Genomic DNA, 19,184 nt, shown 5'->3' with positions numbered 1-19,184 from the left:
TGCCGTCCCATGGACGGATTCGAAGGTCGCGGAACGGTGGTCACCGGCGGGGCGAGCGGTATCGGTCTGGCCACGGCCACCGAATTCGCCCGCCGGGGCGCCCGCGTGGTGCTGTCCGACGTCGATCAGCCCGGCCTGGAGCAGGCGGTAAACCACCTGCGCGCCCAGGGATTCGACGCCCACGGCGTGGTGTGCGACGTCCGGCATCTCCACGAGATGGTTCACCTCGCGAAAGAGTCTTTCCGCCTGCTCGGCCGCGTCGAGGTCGTCTTCAGCAACGCCGGCATCGTGGTTGCCGGTCCGATCGCGCAGATGACCCACGACGACTGGCGCTGGGTCATCGACATCGACCTATGGGGCAACATCCACGCCGTCGAGGCGTTCCTGCCGCGACTGCTCGAGCAGGGCACGGGCGGCCACATGGCTTTCACCGCATCGTTCGCCGGCCTGGTTCCGAACGCGGGCCTGGGAACCTACGGCGTCGCCAAATACGGTGTGGTCGGCCTGGCGGAGACACTCGCGCGGGAGGTCCGGGACAACGGTATCGGCGTTTCGGTGTTGTGCCCGATGGTCGTGGAGACCAAGCTGGTCTCCAACTCGGAACGGATCCGGGGCGCCGACTACGGGCTGTCGTCTTCGCCGAAGGCGGCGGACGGGACGCTCCCTACCCAGGACGAGGGCGTCGGCGTCGACGACGTCGCCCGGCTCACGGCGGATGCGATCCTGGCCAACCGCCTGTACGTGCTGCCACACGAAGCCGCCCGCGCCTCGATTCGTCGCAGGTTCGAGCGCATCGACCGAACCTTCTCCGAGCAGGCCGCCGAGGGGTGGAGCCACTAGCCGGCCGGACCCAGGCGGTAGGCGCCCGTCTGCGGGTCGTGATACCAGCCGCTCGCCGCGTGAGTCCCGCCATCGACGTGCAGGGTCTGCCCGGTCAGATATGACGACATGCGGGATGCCAGAAACACTGCGACGCCGGCGATTTCGTCGACATGACCGGGGCGCCCCAGCGGCACCACGTGGCCGATCCCGCTCAGCGCGGCGTCGCCGCCCAGCTGCGCCAGGCCTTCGGTGAGCGTGATGTCGGGCGCGATCGCGTTGACCCGGATGCCGTGGGGCGCCACTTCCAGCGCGGCGGTCTGGGTGTAGTTGATGACGCCCGCCTTGGCCGCGGCGTAGGCCGCGTAGCCCGGCGCCGCGCGCACGCCCTCGATCGAGGTGACCGAGATGATGCTGCCGCCGACGCCCTCGGACACCATCTGTCTCGCGACGCGCTGCGTACACAGCAGCACGTGGCGCAGGTTGGCCCGGTAGAGCGCATCCCAGCCGTTCTCACTGGTTTCCAGCAGCGGCGAGGAGAACACCCCGCCGGCGTTGTTGACCAGGATCGTCGGGGTGCCCAGTTCGGCGTTCGTGCGCTGCAGCGCGTCGTCGACCTGGGCGCTGTCGCGCACATCGGCCACGATGCCCAGCGCCCCAATGGATTCCGCGGCCTGCGCGCAGGTCTGCGGCTCACGTTCCCAGATCGCGACCGACGCACCGAAGGCCGTAAGGCCGGCGGCGATGCCGCGACCGATGCCCGCTCCCCCGCCGGTGACCACCGCCACGCGGCCGGTGAGCATGATGTCCGACGGGTCGATCGCCATCTGCGGTCACATCACCGGTGCTCGGCCGATGACGCCGTCGGCTTCCAGCTGGGCGATCTCCGCGTCGCTCAAGCCGAGTTCGGCGAGCAATTCATGGTTGTGCTGGCCCAGCAGCGGCGCGTGCCGGGTGTGGAACCTCGACGGGCCGGTTGACATTCTCATCGGCACGGTGCTGAGCCTAGCCGGGCCGTTCACCGGGTGGTCGACTTCCTCGAAGAAGCCGCGGAACCCGAGCTGCTCCAGCTCGGTCTGGCGGTGTGGTTGCATCACCTTGGCCACCGGGACGCCGGCGTCCCACAGGGTTGCGACGATCTCGTCGCCGCCTCGCCGCTCACACCACTCGGCCAGCCCCTTGTCGATGGCGTCATGGTGCTTCCTCCTGCCGGCGACGGAGGCCAGCCCGGGATCGGTTGCCCACGAGGGGGATCCGATGGCTGTGCACAGGCCGATCCACTGCTCGTCGGTGCTCACCGCTATCGCGACCCAGCAGTCGCGCAGGCCGAACTCGTCGGTGTCGGCGCTGCGGTAGAGGTTTTGCGGCGCCGCAGTCGGTCCCCGGTTGCCCGCGCGTTCCAGCAGCGCCCCGTAGGCGGAGTATTCGATGATCTGCTCCGCGGCGATGCTGACCGCGGCGTCCACCATCGCCGCTTCGACGAGCACGCCCTGCCCGGTGCGGTGCCGATGCTCCAACGCCAGCAGCAGGGCATTGGCCGCGTGCACGCCCGCGTTGGGGTCGCCGATCGAATACGGGTCGTAGGGTGGGCGGTCGGCATATCCCGTCAGCCACGTCAGCCCGGATGCGGCCTCGATGACATAGGCGAACGCCGGGTTGTCGCGCCACGGCCCGTCCAGCCCGAACCCCGGCATCCGGACCATCACCACGTCGGGTCGAATGGCTTGCACGGCAGCGAAATCCAGCCCCATCTGGTCGAGCACCCGCGGTGTGAAGTTCTCCACGACCACATCGCAGGTCGCGATGAGCCGGCGCAGGATGTCCCGCCCGCGCGGGCTCTGCAGGTCCAGGGTCAGGCCCTTCTTGTTGGTGTTCAGCGCCGCGAAGATCGGGGACTTCTCCCACCACTGATCTTCGGTGACGGGCACGCCGGCGATCAGCCGCGTCCCGTCGGGACGGCGGGTGGACTCGACGTGGATGACCTCCGCACCCAGCATCGCCAAGAAGTGGGTGCAGCAGGGGCCGGCCCAGAACGTTGTCATGTCCAGCACCCGAAGCCCGCTCAGCGGCAACCGATTCGCTTCTCCGGTGGGTGTGGGGCGGGAAACGGGCTCCGCGGCGCGGTACTGCGTGGTGTGCTCGCCTAGGCGCGGCGCGCGTTCCGGCCCGCGCAGCCGCGCGGGCGCCATGCGGTAGGGATGGCCCGGCTGCTCGAACTCCCCGGCCGGGTTGCGAACGAAGGAGCGCCGCGCTCGGAAGTGGTCCAGCGACGCGATGTTGGCGCCGTTGGCCACCGGGGCGTTGGGAATCCGGAACGCCGTTGCGAGTTCGCGAATCTCGTCGACCGTGTTGTCTTCGAACCATGCGTAGATCTCTGCGGCCTTGATGTTGGCCCGTTCGGTGATGGTCAGTGATGAATCCTCATCGGTCCATTCCGGGTGTCCCACCATCGCGCACAGGTCGAACCACTGCTGAGCCGTCCCGCAGCCGACGTCGACCAGGCCGTCCTTGGCGCGCGCCACGCCCGGCACGGTGACGCGGCGCGCGTCCCGCCAGGGTCGCCCGAGCATCTCGAAATACGTGACGGGATAGTAGGTCAGGGAGAGGATTTGCGTCTCCAGCATCGACAGGTCCACGAGTTCACCGGGCTCATCGCCGTGGCGGCCGTGGCGTGATGCCAGGATGGCCGCACTCGCGTAGAGGCCGGCCAGGTACTCGCCGACCTGGCCGCCGACGTATACCGGGGCGCGGTCGGCCTCGCCGCGCCCCAGGCCGATGATCCCGCCCGACCATGCCTGCAGCGTGAACTCGGTGGCCGCCCGGCCACGCCAGGGCCCCTCCAACCCGAAGGGCGTGATCGACACGACGGTCAGATGTGGATGGCGCCGGTGCATCGCCTGCGGCGCAAAGTCCTGACGGTCAGCGACTTTCGAGCCGCCGGACCACACCACCGCATCCGCGGCCGCCAGCAATCCGTCGACCAGCTCGACGTCGTCGGCGATGCCGCGGTCGGCGACGACGCTGCGTTTCGACCCGGCCAAAAACGAGAACAACGCCCCGTCGCCGGCGGGCGGCATGGCGGCGCCCGAGGCGGACCAGGAGCGCAGCGGATCACCTTCTGGGGGTTCGACTTTGACGACGTCCGCACCGCCGTCGGCCAGCAACTTGGTGCAGTAGGCGCCCGCGATGCCGGTGGAGAGATCGACCACGGTAAACCCGGCCAGGGGTGGTTCCGCGGTGGACTCCGCCACTAGCGCTTCCGCTTCCGGTCGCGCTCCCCCTTGCCGCACCCGCCTTTGCGGCCCTTCTTGCTCAGGCGCCAGTCCGCGGGGAACTTGTCATCGTTGGCCTTCACCGCTGCGCCGAGGCCCCGTTCGATGGCGTCGCCGAGGGTGAAATCGTCGGGACCGTCCGGCCGGGCCCGGCCGCCCATCGATTCGAAGAAGCCGCTGAGCATGCTGCCCAGGTACTCGCCCTGGAACTGCTTCATGATCTCGAAGAAGACCTTCTGCATGAACACCGTGTCAGTGGGGCGGTTGCGTGCGCAGGCCAGCGCGTACCTCTCCACCTCCGCCTCCAGCTCTGCGCGGGGCACCACACTGTTGAGAAAGTTGCAGTCGTACATCTCAGCCGCGGTGAAAGCCCTTCCGGTGAACACCATTTCCTGAAATCTGCGGATTCCCATGGTCTGCGCCCACCACCACATCCGCGGCCCCCAGCCGTAATACCGAAACGACGGATGCCCGAACAGCGCGTCGTCGCTGGAGATCACCAGATCCGCATCGGCCGCCTGATAGAAATGCCAGCCGTAGCAATAGCCCTTCGCCTCCAAGATGCTGATCTTCTTGAAGTCCTGCAATCCACGTATCCCCGAATTGGGGTTGGCGTACCACTGGCCGAGGGCGGCGCCATGCCGAAACGAACCCTCCGGGGGAAACCTGACGTCCTCGTCGTCGATCCGGTACTCGGCGAGCCGGTGATGCGGATCGGCCGAGTCCTGCACCGCCATTTCCTCGACGAGATCCGCACCCGAGCCAAGGTCCTCACCGGCCCCGCGGACCACCAGCACCTTGACCTCGTCATCGATGGAGGCGCGGTGCAACAGGTCCGCGTAGCGCAGGCGGGCGGCGATGGTGGGGGCGTTGAGCTGACCCGGGCGATCGAACGTGATGGTGGCGATGCGGGTCTCGGGGTCCTGGTGGTACTTGATGATCTCCTCGGCCGGCGGACCGGACTTGCCGGACATGGCTATTCGCGCCAGGACGGGCTGGAGGTCAGCACCTCAGGCCCGTCGGCGGAGATCAATACGGCCTCCCGACCGAAAACGGCGCCGACGCCCGGCTCCCAGACGTAGCCGGTCACGGCCAGCACCATGCCCTGCTCCAACCGTTCCTCGGTCGCGGTCGCGGGCAGGTGCTGGGAGATGACCGGCGGGTCGAACCCCATGCCCAGGCCGCGGGCCACCGGCATCGGCGGCGCCGGCTCCCCCGCGGCCTGGTAGGCGTCCAGCAATTCGCCTGCCCCCACCCCGGGTCGGCACGCCGCCAGCAGCCTGCCCCACAGGCGTTCCCATCGTCGATACACCCCGGCCGCGCCACGCGCCTCGCCCGCCGGCCAGGTTCGCCCGACCTCACCGATGTAGCCACCGGCGAGCACGCCGGCGGAGAATGCCACCAGGTCACCGTCTTTGACGCGGCCCGGAACACGATCACCGTCGGCGGCCCGCCGCCAGGGGTGATCGGGTGAGGTCACCCACGCCACATCCTGGTTGGACGGGGTGCTCACGCCGCCGGCCGCGACGGCCTCCAGCAGGGCACCGGCCAGCGCCTGCTCGCTGATGCCCGGTCGTAGTTCGGAAACCGCGGCGGCCAAGCCCTTTTCGGCCACCGCGATCGCCTCCCGCAACGACACCACTTCTTCGGCCGTCTTGACGCGCCGGGCGGCGCGCATCGCCAGCTCGCCGTCGACGAGCTCCGCCCGCGGAAATGCCGTGGGCAGCAGCTGCGCGAACACCGGTGATATCGCATCGGTTCCGACACGCCGGGCGGTGGCGGCGCCATCGATGCGGCGCAGCGCCGACATGGTGTTCATCGGGTTCCACGAGATGCCGTACAGGTTCTCGTGTGGGATGTCCTCGGGGACGCCTTCGTCCCACGTGCTGAGCAGATGGATGGCGCCGCTCGCGCGCATCAGCACGCATGTCGGACCGAATGGCCGGGTGCCCGCGACCCACAACTGCGGTGCGCCGGTGACGTAACGGACGTTCGCTTGGCGGCCGAGGACCAGGACGTCGAGGTCGTACGCCGCCATCTGTTCCAGCACGCGCTGACGGCGGCCCGAGCGCAGCGCGCGGTCGTCGGGGCAGACGTCAACTGACATGGGAGCCATAGGGGTCATAGGGATAGTCGGTCAATCGGATCCAGCCTTCCTCGGTGATCACCAGGACCTCTTCGCTGCGGTATCCGCCGGTGCCGTCCTCCCACACCACGGGTTCCAACACCAGCACCATGCCGGCTTGAAGGACGAAGTTCTCGTCGAATTCCTGACCGAGGTCCGTTCCGATCATCGGCATTTCGGCCGCATTCACGCCGATGCCGTGGCCCAGGTAGAAGTGCGGCAGCCACGGCTTGCTGCCGCCGTTGGCGGTGGTGGCAGCCCGCCCCAGATCGGCTGCCGTGACGCCGGCCTTGGCGACGCTCAGGACGGCGGACATGATTTCGAACCACCGGTCGAACTGCGCCTGCTGGCGTGGCGACGGATCCCGGCCGACGATCCAGGTGCGTCCGAAGTCCGAGCAATAGCCGTGGTAGGTGATGCTGACGTCGGTCCACAGCACGTCGCCCTCGGCCAGTTCGCGCTCGGTGCTCAGCAGGGGCAACGCCAGGTCACCGTGCGTGGTCCACACGCCCTCGGCCTTGCTGGGCGGCATCACCTGCCAGATCGGCTCGAGCATGCTGGCCGTGGCACCCAACTCGAAGGCCCGCCGCAAAAAGCTTGCCGACAGGTCGATTTGGCGGATTCCCGGGGCCAGCCGCTTGTGGACCTCGACCATCGCCTCGTCGGTGATCCGGATGGCGGTGCGCATGCACGACAGTTCGTCCGGTGTCTTGACCGACTTGGCGGAGCCGACGATGGCCGCGGCGTCGACGGGCGCACCGCCGGGGAACAACGACTTTGCGGCGCGCGTCATCGCGCCGGTGCATTCGTCGACGGCGATCACCGCCTTGGCGGGAATCAGGTCGGCCAGCAGGCGAGCGAAATCTTCGACGGCCTCGTCGAATTCGAGATACACCGGGCCGTGCACATGATCGGCGGGCAGACCCGACTCTTGCGCGGCGCCCTCGCGGAACGGCAGGAACAGGTGCGGCCATTCGTCCGCGGCGAGCACCACGGCCACCGGCCGCTCCACGTAGGCCAGGCCTGCATCGCCCAGCGGCCAACTGGTGCCGGTGGCGTAGACCACCGCGCTGTTGCCCAGCAGGATCATGGCGTCGACACCGCGTTCGGCCATCGCCGTGCGCAGCCGCGTCCCGGTCTCCCGGCGCATGCGACCCAGGTCGGGCGTCTCGGGGATCACCAGGCTGCTGGTGCCCGCGCCCGCTTGCGCGAACGTTGTCATTCGGGCCGCCCTACAGGCCCAGGAACTTCGTGACGTTGCCGCTGACGATCTTCGCGGCGTCCGCGGGACCGACGGCGTCGACAACGGCGGCAAGTGACTTCTCGGAGTAGCCGTAAGTGCTTTCGTTGTGCGGGTAATCGCTGGACCACATGACCTTGTCCACCCCGATCTTGTCGATCAGCTGCAGCCCGAGCGGATCGACCATGAACGACGCGCTCATGTGGTTGTCCCAGTAGTACCGCACGTCGTGCTGCAACGGCCGGTTGAACATGTGCTGGTAGGACGCCACCAGGTGCTCGGCGTCCTGCAGCGCCCACGGAACCCAGGAGATACCGCCCTCGAACCAGCCGATCCGCAGAGCCGGGTGGTCGTCGAGGATCCCGCCGAAGATGTACTTGGAGAACGTTTCCCGGAACCCGTCGATGTTGATCATCATTCCGACGACGACGCTGTTGAATTCGGTCGGACTCTTTGGCGGCGTCTCCCCGATGTGGTGCGTGATCGGCAGGCCGGCGGCCTCAATCTCGTCCCAAACCGGCCTCATGGAAGTGCTGGAGTAGTCGATCGGGTTGCCGTCGTCGCCCTTGCCCGGATTCAGCGGCAATAGGAACGTCTTGAGCCCCAACGACTTCAGCTCGTCGAGCGTGCGCCTGGTCCCTTGGGGGTCCCACCAGTTGATCAGCCCGGCTCCGTAGAAGTGGCCGCCCGAGCGCTCCTGGAGCTCCGCGATGTATTCGTTGTAGATGCGGAAGGCCAGCTCGCGCAGGTTCTTGTCCGGGTAGTGGAACAGCGCCAGTATCGCGTTGGGGAAGGCCAATTCCTTGTCGACGCCGTCGTCGTGCAGTTCTTGAATGCGGGCATCGATGTTGGTGCTCGCCGCACCCGGCAGATCGTCGTACTGCATCAGCACCGCGCTGAAGTCACCCGGCAAGAACGACTGGCCCTTGCGGCCGACCTGGTAGGCGCCGTCCTCGTACCAGATCCGCGGTGCCTTGTCCTTGAGGTCGTCCGGAAAGCGTTGGTAGAAAATGTCGTCGGCCAGCGAGATGTGGTTGTCCGCGGAGAACACCACGGTCCCCGGCGGCAGGCCGACGTCCGCGCCCGAGGCGTGACCGCGCCGATCCTTCGGGGCGCCGAAGCCACCAGGCGGGTAAAGCGAAACGGTGCTGGTGTGAGTCGTCATCATTGACCCTCCATTCGGATCGGCATTGGGACAGGTGCGGCCTGGGCTACCAGGTCACCATGAGTTCGTAGACGCCGTAGGCGAGTCGGTCGTCCTTGAAGGGCACGTCTGTGACCGGGATGGCCAATTCGAGCGTGGGGACGCGGCGGAACAGGGTGCGGTAGACGATCTGCAGCTCGGCGCGGGCGAGCTGCTGCCCCACGCATTGGTGCCGGCCGTACCCGAAGGCCACGTTGCGATCGGCACCGGAGCGGTGCAGGTACAGCCGTTCGGGTTCGGGGAAGGCGTGCGGGTCCCAGTTGGCCGGGGCCAGGTCGATGATGATGCCCTCGCCGGCGCGGATGGTCTCCCCGGCGATGTGGATGTCTTCGAGCGCGACGCGGCGCTGCCCATTCTGAATGATGCTCAGGTAGCGCAACAGTTCCTCGACCGCGCTGGCGATGACCTTGGGATCCTCGGCGTCGCGGATGACGGCCAACTGGTCCGGGTTCATCAGCAGGGCAAGCACCCCGAGGCCGATCATGTTCGAGGTCGTCTCGTGCCCGGCGATCAGCAGGCCGGTGCCCAGCTGGGCCGCCTCCTTCACGCTGAGCTCGCCGGCCCTGACCCGCTCGGCGAGGTCGGAGACCGCGTCCTCCGCGGGGTCCTCCATTTTCGCCTCGACCAGCTCCGCGAGGTACTTGTTCAGGCTCATGGCGCCTTTGACGGTGTCTTCGCCCGTCGCGTAGCGCGCCAGCCCGACGTTGGCGTGATGCTGGAACATGTCCGCGTCCTCGTACGGAACGCCGAGCAGCTGGCTGATCACCAGCGACGGGACCGGCAGCGCCAACGCGGTGACCACGTCGGCGGGCTGGGGTCCGGCCAGCATCGCGTCGACGTGGTCGTCGGTGATCCGCTGGATGGTCGGTCGCAGACCCTCGACCCGCTTGAACGTGAACGGTTTCGACAACATGCGCCGGAACCGGGTGTGCTCTTCGCCGTCGGCGGTGAAGACCGACCGTGGGCGCTTGTGCACGGTGGACAGCATGCCCGCATTCCAGTGCGGAAACCCGGGCAGCCGGTCGTCGACGCTGACCCGTGAATCCGAGAACAGTTCCCGCACTTGCTCATAGCCGGTGACCAGCCACGGTGTGCTGCCGTCCCAGATCCGCACCCGGGACAGCGGTCGCGCCTCGGCCAGCGCCATGACACCGGGCGGCGGGGCGAAGGGACAGCCGGCCTGCCTCGGCATCGGATACTCCGGGATCTCCGCGGCCGCGGCGGTCGCGGAAGTGTTCGTCACCGTCTCGGGCATGTCATTCCTCGATGTGAATAGCCAGCGCGGGGCAGGCCGCGGCGGCTCGCCGCGCGCCCTCGGCCTGCTCGGCCGACGGATGGGGGTTGAGCAGAACGACGACGCCGTCGTCGTCGCGCTGGTCGAACACCTCGGGGGCGTTCATCACGCAGTTTCCCGACGAGGCGCAGACGTTCTGGTCGACAGTCACTTTCATCTGCAGACCTTTCACTCGTACGGCGTCACGGGTGACAGCCACAGGCCCACGATGGCATCGATGAGGCCCGATGCGGCGGCCCGCCAGGACCGCCCCGGTGGCGAGGCGCCCGCGGCGAGCGCGCGTTCCCGGTCGGCGCAGGTGTGCATCAACAGGTTGCGGGCCATGATGTTTCGTTCGAAGTGCACCTCGGCCGGCAGCTCCGGCAGGCAGCCATTGATGCCCTCGACCACCTGAACCAGGGAGGGCGAGCTCAGGGCGCCCTTGACGATGATGTTGTAGTAGGCGGGATCGGTCATCGCCTGCGCCGCGAATCGCGCATACCAGGTGGGGTTGCCGAGCTCCTCCAGGTGGTCGGTGAGGGGACGCACCAGACAGGCGACCCAATCCCTCAGCTCGGTGGAACCGCCCGACTCGAGCAGCTCGGCCACCATCTGCTCGCGTAGCTGCTCTACCGGCCCGCGGTGCTTGTGTTCGATCGCCCGCACCAGGTCGGCCTTCGTGCCGAAGTGGTAGCCCACCGCGGCGTTATTGCCTTGCCCGGCGGCCTCGCTCACCTGCCGGTTCGACACGGCGAACATGCCGTGCTCGGCGTACAGCCGCTCGGCCGCGACCAAGATCGCTTCCTGAGTGGAGCTGGCCCGCTCGGTGCGAACGGTCCGACCGATCGTGGTCACCCGGTCAGTCAACCGCGGCGTGTCGATTAAGTCAAGCGATTGATTTAATTCCGGACTTTGCCGTTGGGCGGCCGCTTGGATGCCACTTGGCGGACGGCGGGTGACAAAGGTCCCTCGCCGGGGCCGGCCCTGCGGGGTCACGATGGTTTCTCGCGCGTCGGGAGCGTGGTGGTGCCAGGACAGTGAAGGACCGGTAGGGGTAGCCATGTTGTCAGCCAACCGGGTCTCGGCCATCGAGGACTCCGCGTGGTTCCAGTCGAAGTGGGCGCCGTACCTGGTGACCGACGCCGACTGGCGGATCCGTGCGGTGAACGTGGCCTGCGAACGGGCGTCGGGGCACCCGCGGGAAAGCTTGCTCGGCCGCCCGCTGTTCGACGCCTTCCCGGACAACCCGGCCGATCCGGAAGCCGACGGCGTGGCCAACGTCTCGGCGTCGTTGGAGTTCGTCCTTCGCCGCGGGGTCCGGCATTGGCTGGGCGTACAGCGCTACGACCTTCCCGACCCGCAGAATCCGGGCGAATTCATCTACAAGGTGTGGACACCGATGAATTCGCCGATCAAAGAAGGCAAGAAGACGGTCGGCGTGCTGCAACACGCCCAGGACGTCACCCGCGTGGTGCCGCCCACCCCCGCGGACCGCGCGTATCCCAAACTGTTCGAGTTGAGGAGCGCGGCCGAAGGGCTGGCGCGCCAGTTCCCCGACCTTCCCAGCGAGGCGGTGCTGAGCGTGCTGACGCATTCCCACAGCGTGATCGCGGAAAGCGCCGGCACCGAAGACCTCACGCGCGCGCAGGCCCTGGCCAAGCTACGGCTGGAAACCCACGCCGGACATCCCGCGGAAGGGCCCTGACCCGAATCTCACTCGCTCTTGCGTGAATCGTTGCGGGAGCGAATCGCCTTCCCGGCGCACGTCCCCCCATCCACCGGCAGCACGGTTCCCGTGACATAGCGGGACCGGTCGGTGGCAAAGTACAACGCCGCCTCGGCGATATCGTCGGGCGTGCCCTCACGCTTCAGCGGCCGGTCCTCGCGCATCGTCTCGCGCACCCGCGCCTCGAATCGTTCGAGCTCGGTTGGATCCATGCCGGCGGCGGACGACGCCAGGATCGGCGTGGGGATGTTTCCCGGCGCGACGGCGTTGACCCGAATCTCGTGGCGCGCCAGCTCGATTGCCGCCGACTTGGTGAACTGGATCACCGCGGCTTTCGAGGCGCGGTAGATCATCACACCGCCGCCCGCCTGGATACCGCCGATCGACGTCAGGTTGATGATCGACCCGCCGCCGCGGTCGGCCATGTGCCGGGCGGCGTCGCGGGTACCGGCCATCACTCCGAGCACGTTGACCCCCATCACGCGTTGGAAGTCGGCGAGGTCGTCGTCGAGCAATCGGCGCAGCGGGCTCGAAATTCCGGCGTTGTTCACCATGACGTGCAGGCCACCGAACTGCTCGACGGTGGCGGCGACCAACGCCGCGACCTGTTCGGGATCGGAGACGTCCGTCCGCCGGAACAGCGCGGCGGCGCCGAGCGTGGCGGCCAGTTCCTCCCCCCTGGCCGTCTCGACGTCGGCGATGACGACCCGGGCCCCCTCGGCCACAAACCGTTCCGCGATGCCGCGACCGATTCCGGAGGCGCCGCCGGTGACGATGGCAACCTTGCCGTCCAATTCGTTGACCACCCGACGAGTTAATCGGGGCCGCAAGCATTAAGTCAAGCAGTTGATTTAAGGGCGCGGCCGGTGGCCGCGGCAACCCATGCCGTTTCTACTCCCGGGGTTCCGCCTGGCCCGCGCGCACGCAATGCTGAACGGGTCGATTCATCGGGAAATTAGGGAGGTGTGGTCATGAAGGTTTTGGTCGTCGGAGGCAGCGGACTCATCGGATCGCAGGTCGTCGCCCAGCTCACCGAGCTGGGGCACGAGGCCGTCCCGGCCTCGCCGAGGTCGGGGGTCAACGCGGTCACGGGCGAAGGCGTCGCCGAGGCGCTGGCCGGCGTCCACACGGTTGTCGATGTCTCCAACTCGCCGTCCTGGGCCGACGAGGACGTTTTGAACTTCTTCACCACCTCTACCCGCAATCTGCTCGAGGCGGAGCGGGCGGCCGGCGTGCAGCACCACGTCGCGCTCTCGATCGTGGGGGCGGACCGGACGGCTGAAAGTGGTTACATGCGAGCCAAAGTCGCCCAGGAAGAAGAAATCGTGGAATCGGGAGCCACGTATTCGATCGTGCGGGCGACCCAGTTCTTCGAATTCGTTGACGGCATTGCCGATTCGATGACCGACGGTGGCACCGTCCGCGCGCCGCACGGGGCGTTCCAGCCGATCGCCGCCGCGGATGTCGCCACGGCCGTGACCCGCGCGACGACCGGTGACCCGGTCAACGGGCTGATCAACATTGCCGGCCCGGAGAAGCGCGGTATGGACGATTTCATCCGGACCCGGTTCGCCGCGACCGGCGATGAGCGCCAGGTGGTCACCGACAATGACGCCCGCTATTACGGCGCGGTGCTCGACGAGCGCAGCATCGTTCCCGTCGATGGCGAAGACGTCGTCGTCTACCCCACCACGTTCAGCGCGTGGATGGCTTCCCACGCGCCCAACGGCGGATAGTCCGAACCCGACAACCCGAGATTGCCGTGAGGGTTGCGGTCTCCATCGACGGCACGACCCTGGCGGCAATCTCGACATGAATCGCGTAGGTAGTTGCGCGCAGCCCCGCGGCCGAGCAGCGTATAGGACGCCAGAGATCGACGACGACGAGGAGCGGTGATGTCTGTGCTTCCCACGGGCGAGGCCACCGCCCCCGGCGTTCGGCTCACCAGGCGCGGATTCATGGCCGCCGGCATCGCCGGCGGATTCGCGCTGGCAGCGTGCAGTCAGTCAAAGCCGCCGCCGTCCGGCAACGCTCAGCTGGCCGCCGCCATCGCAGCGGCCGAGGCCGCCCGACCGCACAGTGGCCGCACCGTCACCGCCGGCCTGACCGCCCAGCAGGCCCAGGTCGACCTGGGCGGACCCGTCGTTCGCACGCTGTCCTATGGCAACACCATTCCGGGCTCGCCGATCCGGGCGAGGATCGGCGACGAGCTGGTGGTGACGGTGTCGAACCGGCTGGACCGCCCGACGTCGGTGCATTGGCACGGCATTGCGCTGCGCAACGACATGGACGGCGCCGCGCCCGCCACCCCGAACATCGCCGCCGGGCAGGACTTCACCTACCGCTTCTCCGTCCCGAATGCCGGCACCTACTGGGCCCATCCGCACACCGGCCTGGACGCTGACATGGGCTTGTACCTGCCGGTCATCGTCGAAGACCCGACCGAAGGCAATTACGACGCCGAATGGATTGTGGTCCTTGACGATTGGACCGATGGTGTCGGGAAGTCGCCGCAGCAGCTCTACACCGAACTGACCAGCCCGAACAAACCCGTTCCGCCAAGCGCCCCCGAGACCACGACGAGTGCGACCACCACTACCTCTACCACCACTACGGCCAGTGAGACGCCGACGACAACGTCGTCGACCGGTGAGACCTCGACATCGTCGACCAGCGCCACCACCTCGAGCAGCCCGGCGGCCTCGGCCGCCGGGGCGCCTGGGGGAGGCGTCGGCAAGAGCGATCTGCTCGGCGGCGACGCCGGGGACATCGCCTACCCCTACTACCTGATCAACGGCCGAATCCCCGCCGCCCCCATGACCTTCAACGCCAAGCCGGGACAGCGCATCCGGATCCGGTTCATCAATGCCGGCTCGGACACCACGTTCCGCGTCGCGCTGGCCGGTCATTCGATGACGGTCACCCATACCGACGGTTATCCCGTAGTGCCGGTCCAGGTCGACGCCCTGCTGATCGGCATGGCCGAGCGCTACGACGTCATCGTGACCGCGGCCGACGGCGTTTTCCCGCTGGTCGCACTCGCCGAAGGGAAGAACGCGCTGGCGCGAACGCTCCTGTCCACCGGGGCGGGCAGCGCACCCGACCCGGGGCTCCGCCCGGCGGAACTCGACCGGCGGGTGGGCACCGTCGACATGTTCACGGCGACAACGCCCGTCAACCTGGGCCGGCCGCAGCCCGGCCTGAACCTGCCGGTCGTCCTGGGCGGCAACATGACCCAATACAGCTGGACGATCAACGGAAAGCCCTACAGCGACACCGAGCCGCTGCACGTCCGCCAGGGCGATCGGCCCACCATCACATTCGACAACGCCACGATGATGTATCACCCGATGCACCTGCACGGCCACACGTTCCAACTGATCAAGGCCGACGGTAGTCCCGGTGCGCGCAAGGACACCCTCATGGTGCTGCCCAAGCAGAAACTGCTCGCCGTGCTGGTGGCCGACAATCCCGGCCTGTGGCAGTTGCACTGCCACAACACCTATCACCAAGAAGCCGGCATGGAGACCCGGCTGGACTACGTGTTCTAGCCGCTCGCGGCGAGAAAGTCCAAGAGCAGCCGGTTCACCGTGGTCGGCTGCTCGATCTGCGGGCAGTGGCCGGCATTGTCGACCACGACCGAGCGGGCGCCCTCGATCGCCTTGGCGATCTGGGCGGCCCAGCCGGCCGGGAGCAGCTTGTCGTCTTCCCCCTCCACGACCAGCGTCGGCGCCGTGACGCGTTCGTACTGGCGGGTACTCGATGGCGTCGTGGACGGCGTGGCGCCCGGGCGGCGAAACCTGGCCGCGGCGACCGCCTCCCACGCGCCGGGCGCGGTGCTGGACTCGTAGCGGCGCCGCACGTAGCGGTCGTCGGCGGGGAAGCCCGGGTCGGCGAACAGCGCCTCGACGATGCGCCGCATGCCGGGAAGCGTTGCGTCGTACTGTTGTAGCGCCTCGAAGTGCCGATTCTGTTGAATCTCCCCGCCTCCGCAGATGATCACCAGGCTGCGGACCGGCAGCCGCGGCGCGTCCGAGGTGGCATCGGTGAGCAGGTTGATCGCGCCCATCGAGTTGCCCACGAAGTGCGCCGAACCGACCCCGAGCAGCTCGCAGAACCGCGCCACGTGGCGAATCCGCATCCCGCGCCCGTCGACGAAGTCGATGACCTTCGCCGACCGGCCGAAGCCCAGCTGGTCCGGCGCCAGCACCCGGTACCGTGACGCGAGCGCGGCGATGTTGTGTTCCCAGCCCAATTCGGCGCTGGCGCCGAACTCTCCGCCGTGCAGCAGCACCACCGGGTCGCCCTCGCCCGCTTCCAGGTAGCCGGTCGTCAGGCCGTCCACCAGCATGGTCTTGCGCTGGAAGTCCATCACTTGATCGCGATCGGGTTGACCGGAGAGCCCACGGCGCCGACCACCCGCAGGGGCGGGGCGACCAGCTGGAACTCGTAGACACCGTCGGCGGCGCAGTCCTCGGCCAGCGCGGTGAGATCCCAGTATTCGCCGAAGATCATCCCCATATCGCGCAAGCAGAGCAGATGCAGGGGGAAGGTGATGCCGTCGATCCCGGACACCAGGTCTTCGACCTGAAGGTTGTCGGCGGCGACGGCCGCGATCTCGTGATCGTGCAGCCACTGGGCGCATCGCCAGTCCAGGCCGGAATAGCCTTCCGTCTTGTTCCCGGTCATGAGAAACCTTGTCCACCAGCCGGTCCGGATGAGCAGGACGTCACCTCGGCCAATCGTCACACCCTGGGCGCGAACCACGTCGTCGAGTTCTTCCGGCGAGATCGGGTTCCCGGCTTCGAGGAAGACCTCCGCCCCCCGATGGCGAACCACATCCAGCAGCACACCGCGGGACGTGATGCCCTTGACGTCGACCTTGTCGATGCCGCAGTGGTAGGCGCCCAAGCTGGTCACCGAATCCGCCGCGAAGCCGTTGTAGAGGTGATCGTCGTAGTAGACGTGGGACAGCGCATCCCACTGGCTGGCGGCCTGTAGCGGCATGATGATGATGTCGTCGTTGAACCGAAACGGGTTGTCGGCCGTCATGTAACCACTCAGCTGCTGGGCCAACGGGTTACGCGGCCAGCTGGGCCCGTACTTGGCCAGCGTGTTCACGTCCCCGCCGTCGACGGTCATGATGTGGACCGGGTTGTGCCGGAACTCGAATGCGCCCTGCGGCCCCGAGGCGCCGAAGTCGACGCCGAGCGGGAACACCTTGCCGTGCCTGACCAAACTCGCCGCCTGGGCGACCTTCTCCGCGGTGATGAAGTTCAAAGTGCCAAGCTCGTCGTCGTCCCCCCAGCGTCCCCAATTCGAGACGTCACGCGCGACCCGCCGGAAAGCAGTCAAGTCGGTCACGGGGCTCCTTCCCGTCCAGTCAAGAGCTCACGAGCCATCGCGGCGCCCACGTTTCCGCCGTCGACCCAAATGATCTGCCCGGTGATGTAGCTGGCCGCATAACTATTCAAGAAGAGCAATACCGCGGCCTGCTCCGCTGGGCCGGAAACCCGACCCAACGGCTTGGGGATGCCGTCGAGGAAGCCCTGCCCGTAGGCCGTGCGCAGCTGGTCGAGGATCGGAGTCTCCGTGACCCCGGGACCCGTGCAGTTGATGCGGATTCCACTGGCGCCCAATGGCGTAGCGCTTCGCATGGTGTAAAAAATGATCGCTTCCTTGGACAGTTGGTAGCCATTGCCCAAGCCTTCGCGATTGGTGTGACACCACTCGATGCCCTCCTGCATCGTCGCGGTGTTCAGCAGCGGTGCCACCGCAGCCGCATGCTCGCGGTAGGCAGCCGCCGCGAGGGAGGAGACGCTCACGATCGAGGATCCCGCGGCCATGTTCGGGACCAGCGCCTCGGTCAAATGACGCAGGCCCAGGAAGTTGACTGTGGCGACCAGCGGCGGATCACCTACTCCGGACGAGATTCCGGCGACGTTGAAGAGCGCGTCAACCGGCCCGCCGATCGACGCCACGGCGTCGTCGATCGAACGCGGGTCGGCCAGGTCCGTCTCACGAAAGTCGTTGAGCCGGAATTCGGGCCGGTGCTTATCCAGCCCGATGACGTCCGCACCGAGTTCGCTGAGCTGGCGCACCACGTGTCTGCCGATGCCCGAGGCGCATCCGGTCACCACCGCGCGGCGGCCGTCGTAACGCCAGAGCTCGTCGATCGATCCCAAGCCCGGCTCCTCTTTCAGCGACCTTGCACGGTCACTTCTTCTGCTGCTGCTCCTTCAGGCGCTGCGCCGCCTGGACACGGCCCTCGTTGATCTCCGCCATGGCTTCGGGGATCTCACTGGCGGTGAACTTACCGCCCCGGCCGGTGGGCAGGCCCCCGAACGAGTATTTCTCGTCGAACATCGGCGCGGTGGAGGCCGGTCGTCGCGATTCCACCTTCTCGATGACGGGTTCCAGCCGCTTCGCCTTCTCGGCGACCGCCTTGGCGTCGCGCTCGATGAATTCGGGCAGGACGTCAGAGCCCATCAGCTCGATGGATTCCATGGTGCCCTCGTGGCTGCGCGGGTTGAGCAGCAGGATGATCTCGTCGACACCGCTTTCCTCATACCCGCGCAGGAATTCCCGGACGGTCGACGGCGACCCGATCGCGCCGCGTCCCGGTCCATAGGCCAGCGTCGGATCCTTCTCCACCTCTTCGAGATACCGCTTCCACACGCCGGTCCGCCCGGGGGTGTGCACGCCCGTCATGTAGTAGTGCATGATCCCGAACGAGAAGAATCCGCCGCCCTGCCCCAGCCGTTGCAGCGCCTGCTCGTCGGTCTTGGCGACCATCATCGACAGGTCGCCCCCGATGGCCAGGATGTTGGGATTGATCCGCGGTGTGACGGGAACGCCGCTCTCTTCGAACTCCTTGTAGTAGCCGTTCACTCGCTCGGTCAGCGGCCCGGGACCGGTGTAGGCGAAACTCAGTGCACCGATTGCCTTCTGGGCGGCCATCTGCACGCTCGCCGGCCGGGTGCAGGCGACCCAGACGGGCGGATGCGGCTTTTGCAGCGGCTTGGGAACGACGTTGCGCGCCGGCATCTGGACGTGCTCGCCGTTGAACCCGGCGAACGGCTCCTCGATCATGCAGCGGATCGAAACTTCGAGCGCCTCTTCCCATTGCGCCCGCTTGTCGGCGGGGTCGATGTTGAATCCGCCGAGTTCACCGACCGAGGACGATTCGCCGGTGCCGAACTCGACGCGGCCGTTGGAGAGCAGGTCCAACGTGGCGATCCGTTCGGCTACCCGCGCGGGGTGGTTGACCACCGGCGGCAGGTGCATGATGCCGAACCCCAGGCGGATGTTCTTGGTCCGCTGGCTGGCCGCGGCCAGGAAGATCTCCGGTGCCGTCGAGTGGCAGTACTCCTCGAGGAAGTGGTGCTCGGTCAACCACACGGTGGAGAACCCCGCCTTGTCGGCGGCCTCGACCTCGTCGAGACATTCTTGCATCATGACGTGTTCGTCGTCGGGCGCCCAGGGCCGCGGTAGGGCGAACTCGTAGAACAGCGAGATTTTCATC

Annotated in this window: 18 protein-coding genes; 4 read left to right on the top strand and 14 right to left on the bottom strand. The window is 67.6% G+C overall.

The features are described from left to right. The first annotated feature begins 9 nt into the window (after positions 1–9). Positions 10–840: an SDR family NAD(P)-dependent oxidoreductase gene (locus A9X04_RS14065; protein ID WP_067920524.1), complete on the top strand. Its 831-nt coding sequence runs from the start codon at positions 10–12 to the stop codon at positions 838–840. Here the strand turns inward: A9X04_RS14065 and A9X04_RS14060 are convergent. From A9X04_RS14060 to A9X04_RS14020, 9 genes are all read right to left on the bottom strand, one after another. After that, positions 837–1,646 (bottom strand): SDR family NAD(P)-dependent oxidoreductase, encoded by an 810-nt coding sequence (locus A9X04_RS14060; protein WP_067921262.1) that lies wholly within the window; start codon positions 1,644–1,646, stop codon positions 837–839. The two genes, A9X04_RS14065 and A9X04_RS14060, sit on opposite strands and share 4 nt — an antisense overlap. 6 nt (positions 1,647–1,652) lie before the next feature. After that, complete coding sequence (locus A9X04_RS14055; RefSeq protein WP_067921260.1) at positions 1,653–4,070, bottom strand: CaiB/BaiF CoA-transferase family protein; 2,418 nt, start codon at positions 4,068–4,070, stop codon at positions 1,653–1,655. Continuing rightward, on the bottom strand, positions 4,070–5,065 hold the full coding sequence (locus tag A9X04_RS14050) for an enoyl-CoA hydratase/isomerase family protein (protein WP_067921258.1): 996 nt from the start codon (positions 5,063–5,065) through the stop codon (positions 4,070–4,072). Before A9X04_RS14050 ends, A9X04_RS14055 begins: the two co-directional genes overlap by 1 nt. A gap of 2 nt (positions 5,066–5,067) precedes the next feature. Beyond that, positions 5,068–6,198, bottom strand: coding sequence for a Xaa-Pro peptidase family protein (locus A9X04_RS14045; protein WP_067921256.1), 1,131 nt, complete (start codon positions 6,196–6,198; stop codon positions 5,068–5,070). After that, complete coding sequence (locus A9X04_RS14040) at positions 6,188–7,438, bottom strand: Xaa-Pro peptidase family protein (protein ID WP_067921254.1); 1,251 nt, start codon at positions 7,436–7,438, stop codon at positions 6,188–6,190. The genes A9X04_RS14045 and A9X04_RS14040 overlap by 11 nt, the downstream gene beginning before the upstream one ends. A 10-nt stretch (positions 7,439–7,448) precedes the next feature. Further along, complete coding sequence (locus A9X04_RS14035; protein ID WP_197509164.1) at positions 7,449–8,510, bottom strand: amidohydrolase family protein; 1,062 nt, start codon at positions 8,508–8,510, stop codon at positions 7,449–7,451. A gap of 157 nt (positions 8,511–8,667) precedes the next feature. Then, positions 8,668–9,915, bottom strand: a complete 1,248-nt coding sequence (locus tag A9X04_RS14030) for a cytochrome P450 (RefSeq protein ID WP_067921252.1) — start codon at positions 9,913–9,915, stop codon at positions 8,668–8,670. Position 9,916: 1 nt separating this feature from the next. Next, positions 9,917–10,111: a ferredoxin gene (locus tag A9X04_RS14025; protein WP_067921315.1), complete on the bottom strand. Its 195-nt coding sequence runs from the start codon at positions 10,109–10,111 to the stop codon at positions 9,917–9,919. 11 nt (positions 10,112–10,122) lie between these two features. Further along, complete coding sequence (locus tag A9X04_RS14020) at positions 10,123–10,788, bottom strand: TetR/AcrR family transcriptional regulator (protein ID WP_067921250.1); 666 nt, start codon at positions 10,786–10,788, stop codon at positions 10,123–10,125. A gap of 205 nt (positions 10,789–10,993) precedes the next feature. Between A9X04_RS14020 and A9X04_RS14015 the strand changes: the two genes are divergently transcribed. Beyond that, positions 10,994–11,638, top strand: a complete 645-nt coding sequence (locus A9X04_RS14015; protein WP_067921248.1) for a PAS domain-containing protein — start codon at positions 10,994–10,996, stop codon at positions 11,636–11,638. An 8-nt stretch (positions 11,639–11,646) separates the two neighbouring features. On the opposite strand, the gene A9X04_RS14010 is transcribed toward A9X04_RS14015, so the two are convergent. Then, positions 11,647–12,465: an SDR family NAD(P)-dependent oxidoreductase gene (locus A9X04_RS14010; RefSeq protein ID WP_067921246.1), complete on the bottom strand. Its 819-nt coding sequence runs from the start codon at positions 12,463–12,465 to the stop codon at positions 11,647–11,649. A gap of 165 nt (positions 12,466–12,630) precedes the next feature. Between A9X04_RS14010 and A9X04_RS14005 the strand changes: the two genes are divergently transcribed. Together A9X04_RS14005 and A9X04_RS14000 are read left to right on the top strand one after the other, a co-directional pair. Beyond that, a complete protein-coding gene (locus A9X04_RS14005) occupies positions 12,631–13,395 on the top strand; it encodes an SDR family oxidoreductase (protein ID WP_067921243.1) in 765 nt (254 codons plus the stop codon). A gap of 159 nt (positions 13,396–13,554) precedes the next feature. Further along, the gene (locus A9X04_RS14000) at positions 13,555–15,210 is read left to right on the top strand and encodes a multicopper oxidase family protein (protein ID WP_067921242.1); all 1,656 of its coding nucleotides are present in this window, start codon (positions 13,555–13,557) and stop codon (positions 15,208–15,210) included. Here A9X04_RS14000 and A9X04_RS13995 read toward each other — a convergent pair. From A9X04_RS13995 to A9X04_RS13980, 4 genes are read right to left on the bottom strand one after another with little or no spacing between them, the layout of a single operon-like run. Continuing rightward, entirely contained in the window at positions 15,207–16,031 is an 825-nt protein-coding gene (locus A9X04_RS13995; RefSeq protein WP_067921239.1) for an alpha/beta fold hydrolase, read from the bottom strand. The genes A9X04_RS14000 and A9X04_RS13995 overlap by 4 nt on opposite strands. Beyond that, positions 16,031–17,023, bottom strand: a complete 993-nt coding sequence (locus A9X04_RS13990; protein WP_067921238.1) for a cyclase family protein — start codon at positions 17,021–17,023, stop codon at positions 16,031–16,033. Before A9X04_RS13990 ends, A9X04_RS13995 begins: the two co-directional genes overlap by 1 nt. Further along, entirely contained in the window at positions 17,020–17,844 is an 825-nt protein-coding gene (locus A9X04_RS13985; protein ID WP_067921236.1) for a coniferyl-alcohol dehydrogenase, read from the bottom strand. Before A9X04_RS13985 ends, A9X04_RS13990 begins: the two co-directional genes overlap by 4 nt. Positions 17,845–17,875: 31 nt before the next feature. Further along, positions 17,876–19,183 carry an LLM class flavin-dependent oxidoreductase gene (locus tag A9X04_RS13980; RefSeq protein ID WP_067921234.1) on the bottom strand — a complete coding sequence of 436 codons (1,308 nt, stop codon included), beginning with the start codon at positions 19,181–19,183 and terminating at the stop codon, positions 17,876–17,878. Position 19,184 lies beyond the last annotated feature (1 nt).

It is taken from the genome of Mycobacterium sp. E3247, from assembly GCF_001667785.1.
GTDB lineage: Bacteria > Actinomycetota > Actinomycetes > Mycobacteriales > Mycobacteriaceae > Mycobacterium.
The sequence above is the reverse complement of the archived record's forward strand: the minus strand, read 5'-3'. Positions and strand labels throughout refer to the sequence as shown.

Excerpts from the sequence above, each read along its gene's own strand:
- A9X04_RS14065 (WP_067920524.1), top strand. The coding sequence starts at position 10 with ATGGACGGATTCGAAGGTCGCGGAACGGTGGTCACCGGCGGGGCGAGC.
- A9X04_RS14060 (WP_067921262.1), bottom strand. The coding sequence starts at position 1,646 with ATGGCGATCGACCCGTCGGACATCATGCTCACCGGCCGCGTGGCGGTG.
- A9X04_RS14050 (WP_067921258.1), bottom strand. The coding sequence starts at position 5,065 with ATGTCCGGCAAGTCCGGTCCGCCGGCCGAGGAGATCATCAAGTACCAC.
- A9X04_RS14045 (WP_067921256.1), bottom strand. The coding sequence starts at position 6,198 with ATGTCAGTTGACGTCTGCCCCGACGACCGCGCGCTGCGCTCGGGCCGC.
- A9X04_RS14040 (WP_067921254.1), bottom strand. The coding sequence starts at position 7,438 with ATGACAACGTTCGCGCAAGCGGGCGCGGGCACCAGCAGCCTGGTGATC.
- A9X04_RS14030 (WP_067921252.1), bottom strand. The coding sequence starts at position 9,915 with ATGCCCGAGACGGTGACGAACACTTCCGCGACCGCCGCGGCCGCGGAG.
- A9X04_RS14025 (WP_067921315.1), bottom strand. The coding sequence starts at position 10,111 with ATGAAAGTGACTGTCGACCAGAACGTCTGCGCCTCGTCGGGAAACTGC.
- A9X04_RS14015 (WP_067921248.1), top strand. The coding sequence starts at position 10,994 with ATGTTGTCAGCCAACCGGGTCTCGGCCATCGAGGACTCCGCGTGGTTC.
- A9X04_RS14005 (WP_067921243.1), top strand. The coding sequence starts at position 12,631 with ATGAAGGTTTTGGTCGTCGGAGGCAGCGGACTCATCGGATCGCAGGTC.
- A9X04_RS14000 (WP_067921242.1), top strand. The coding sequence starts at position 13,555 with ATGTCTGTGCTTCCCACGGGCGAGGCCACCGCCCCCGGCGTTCGGCTC.
- A9X04_RS13995 (WP_067921239.1), bottom strand. The coding sequence starts at position 16,031 with ATGGACTTCCAGCGCAAGACCATGCTGGTGGACGGCCTGACGACCGGC.
- A9X04_RS13980 (WP_067921234.1), bottom strand. The coding sequence starts at position 19,183 with ATGAAAATCTCGCTGTTCTACGAGTTCGCCCTACCGCGGCCCTGGGCG.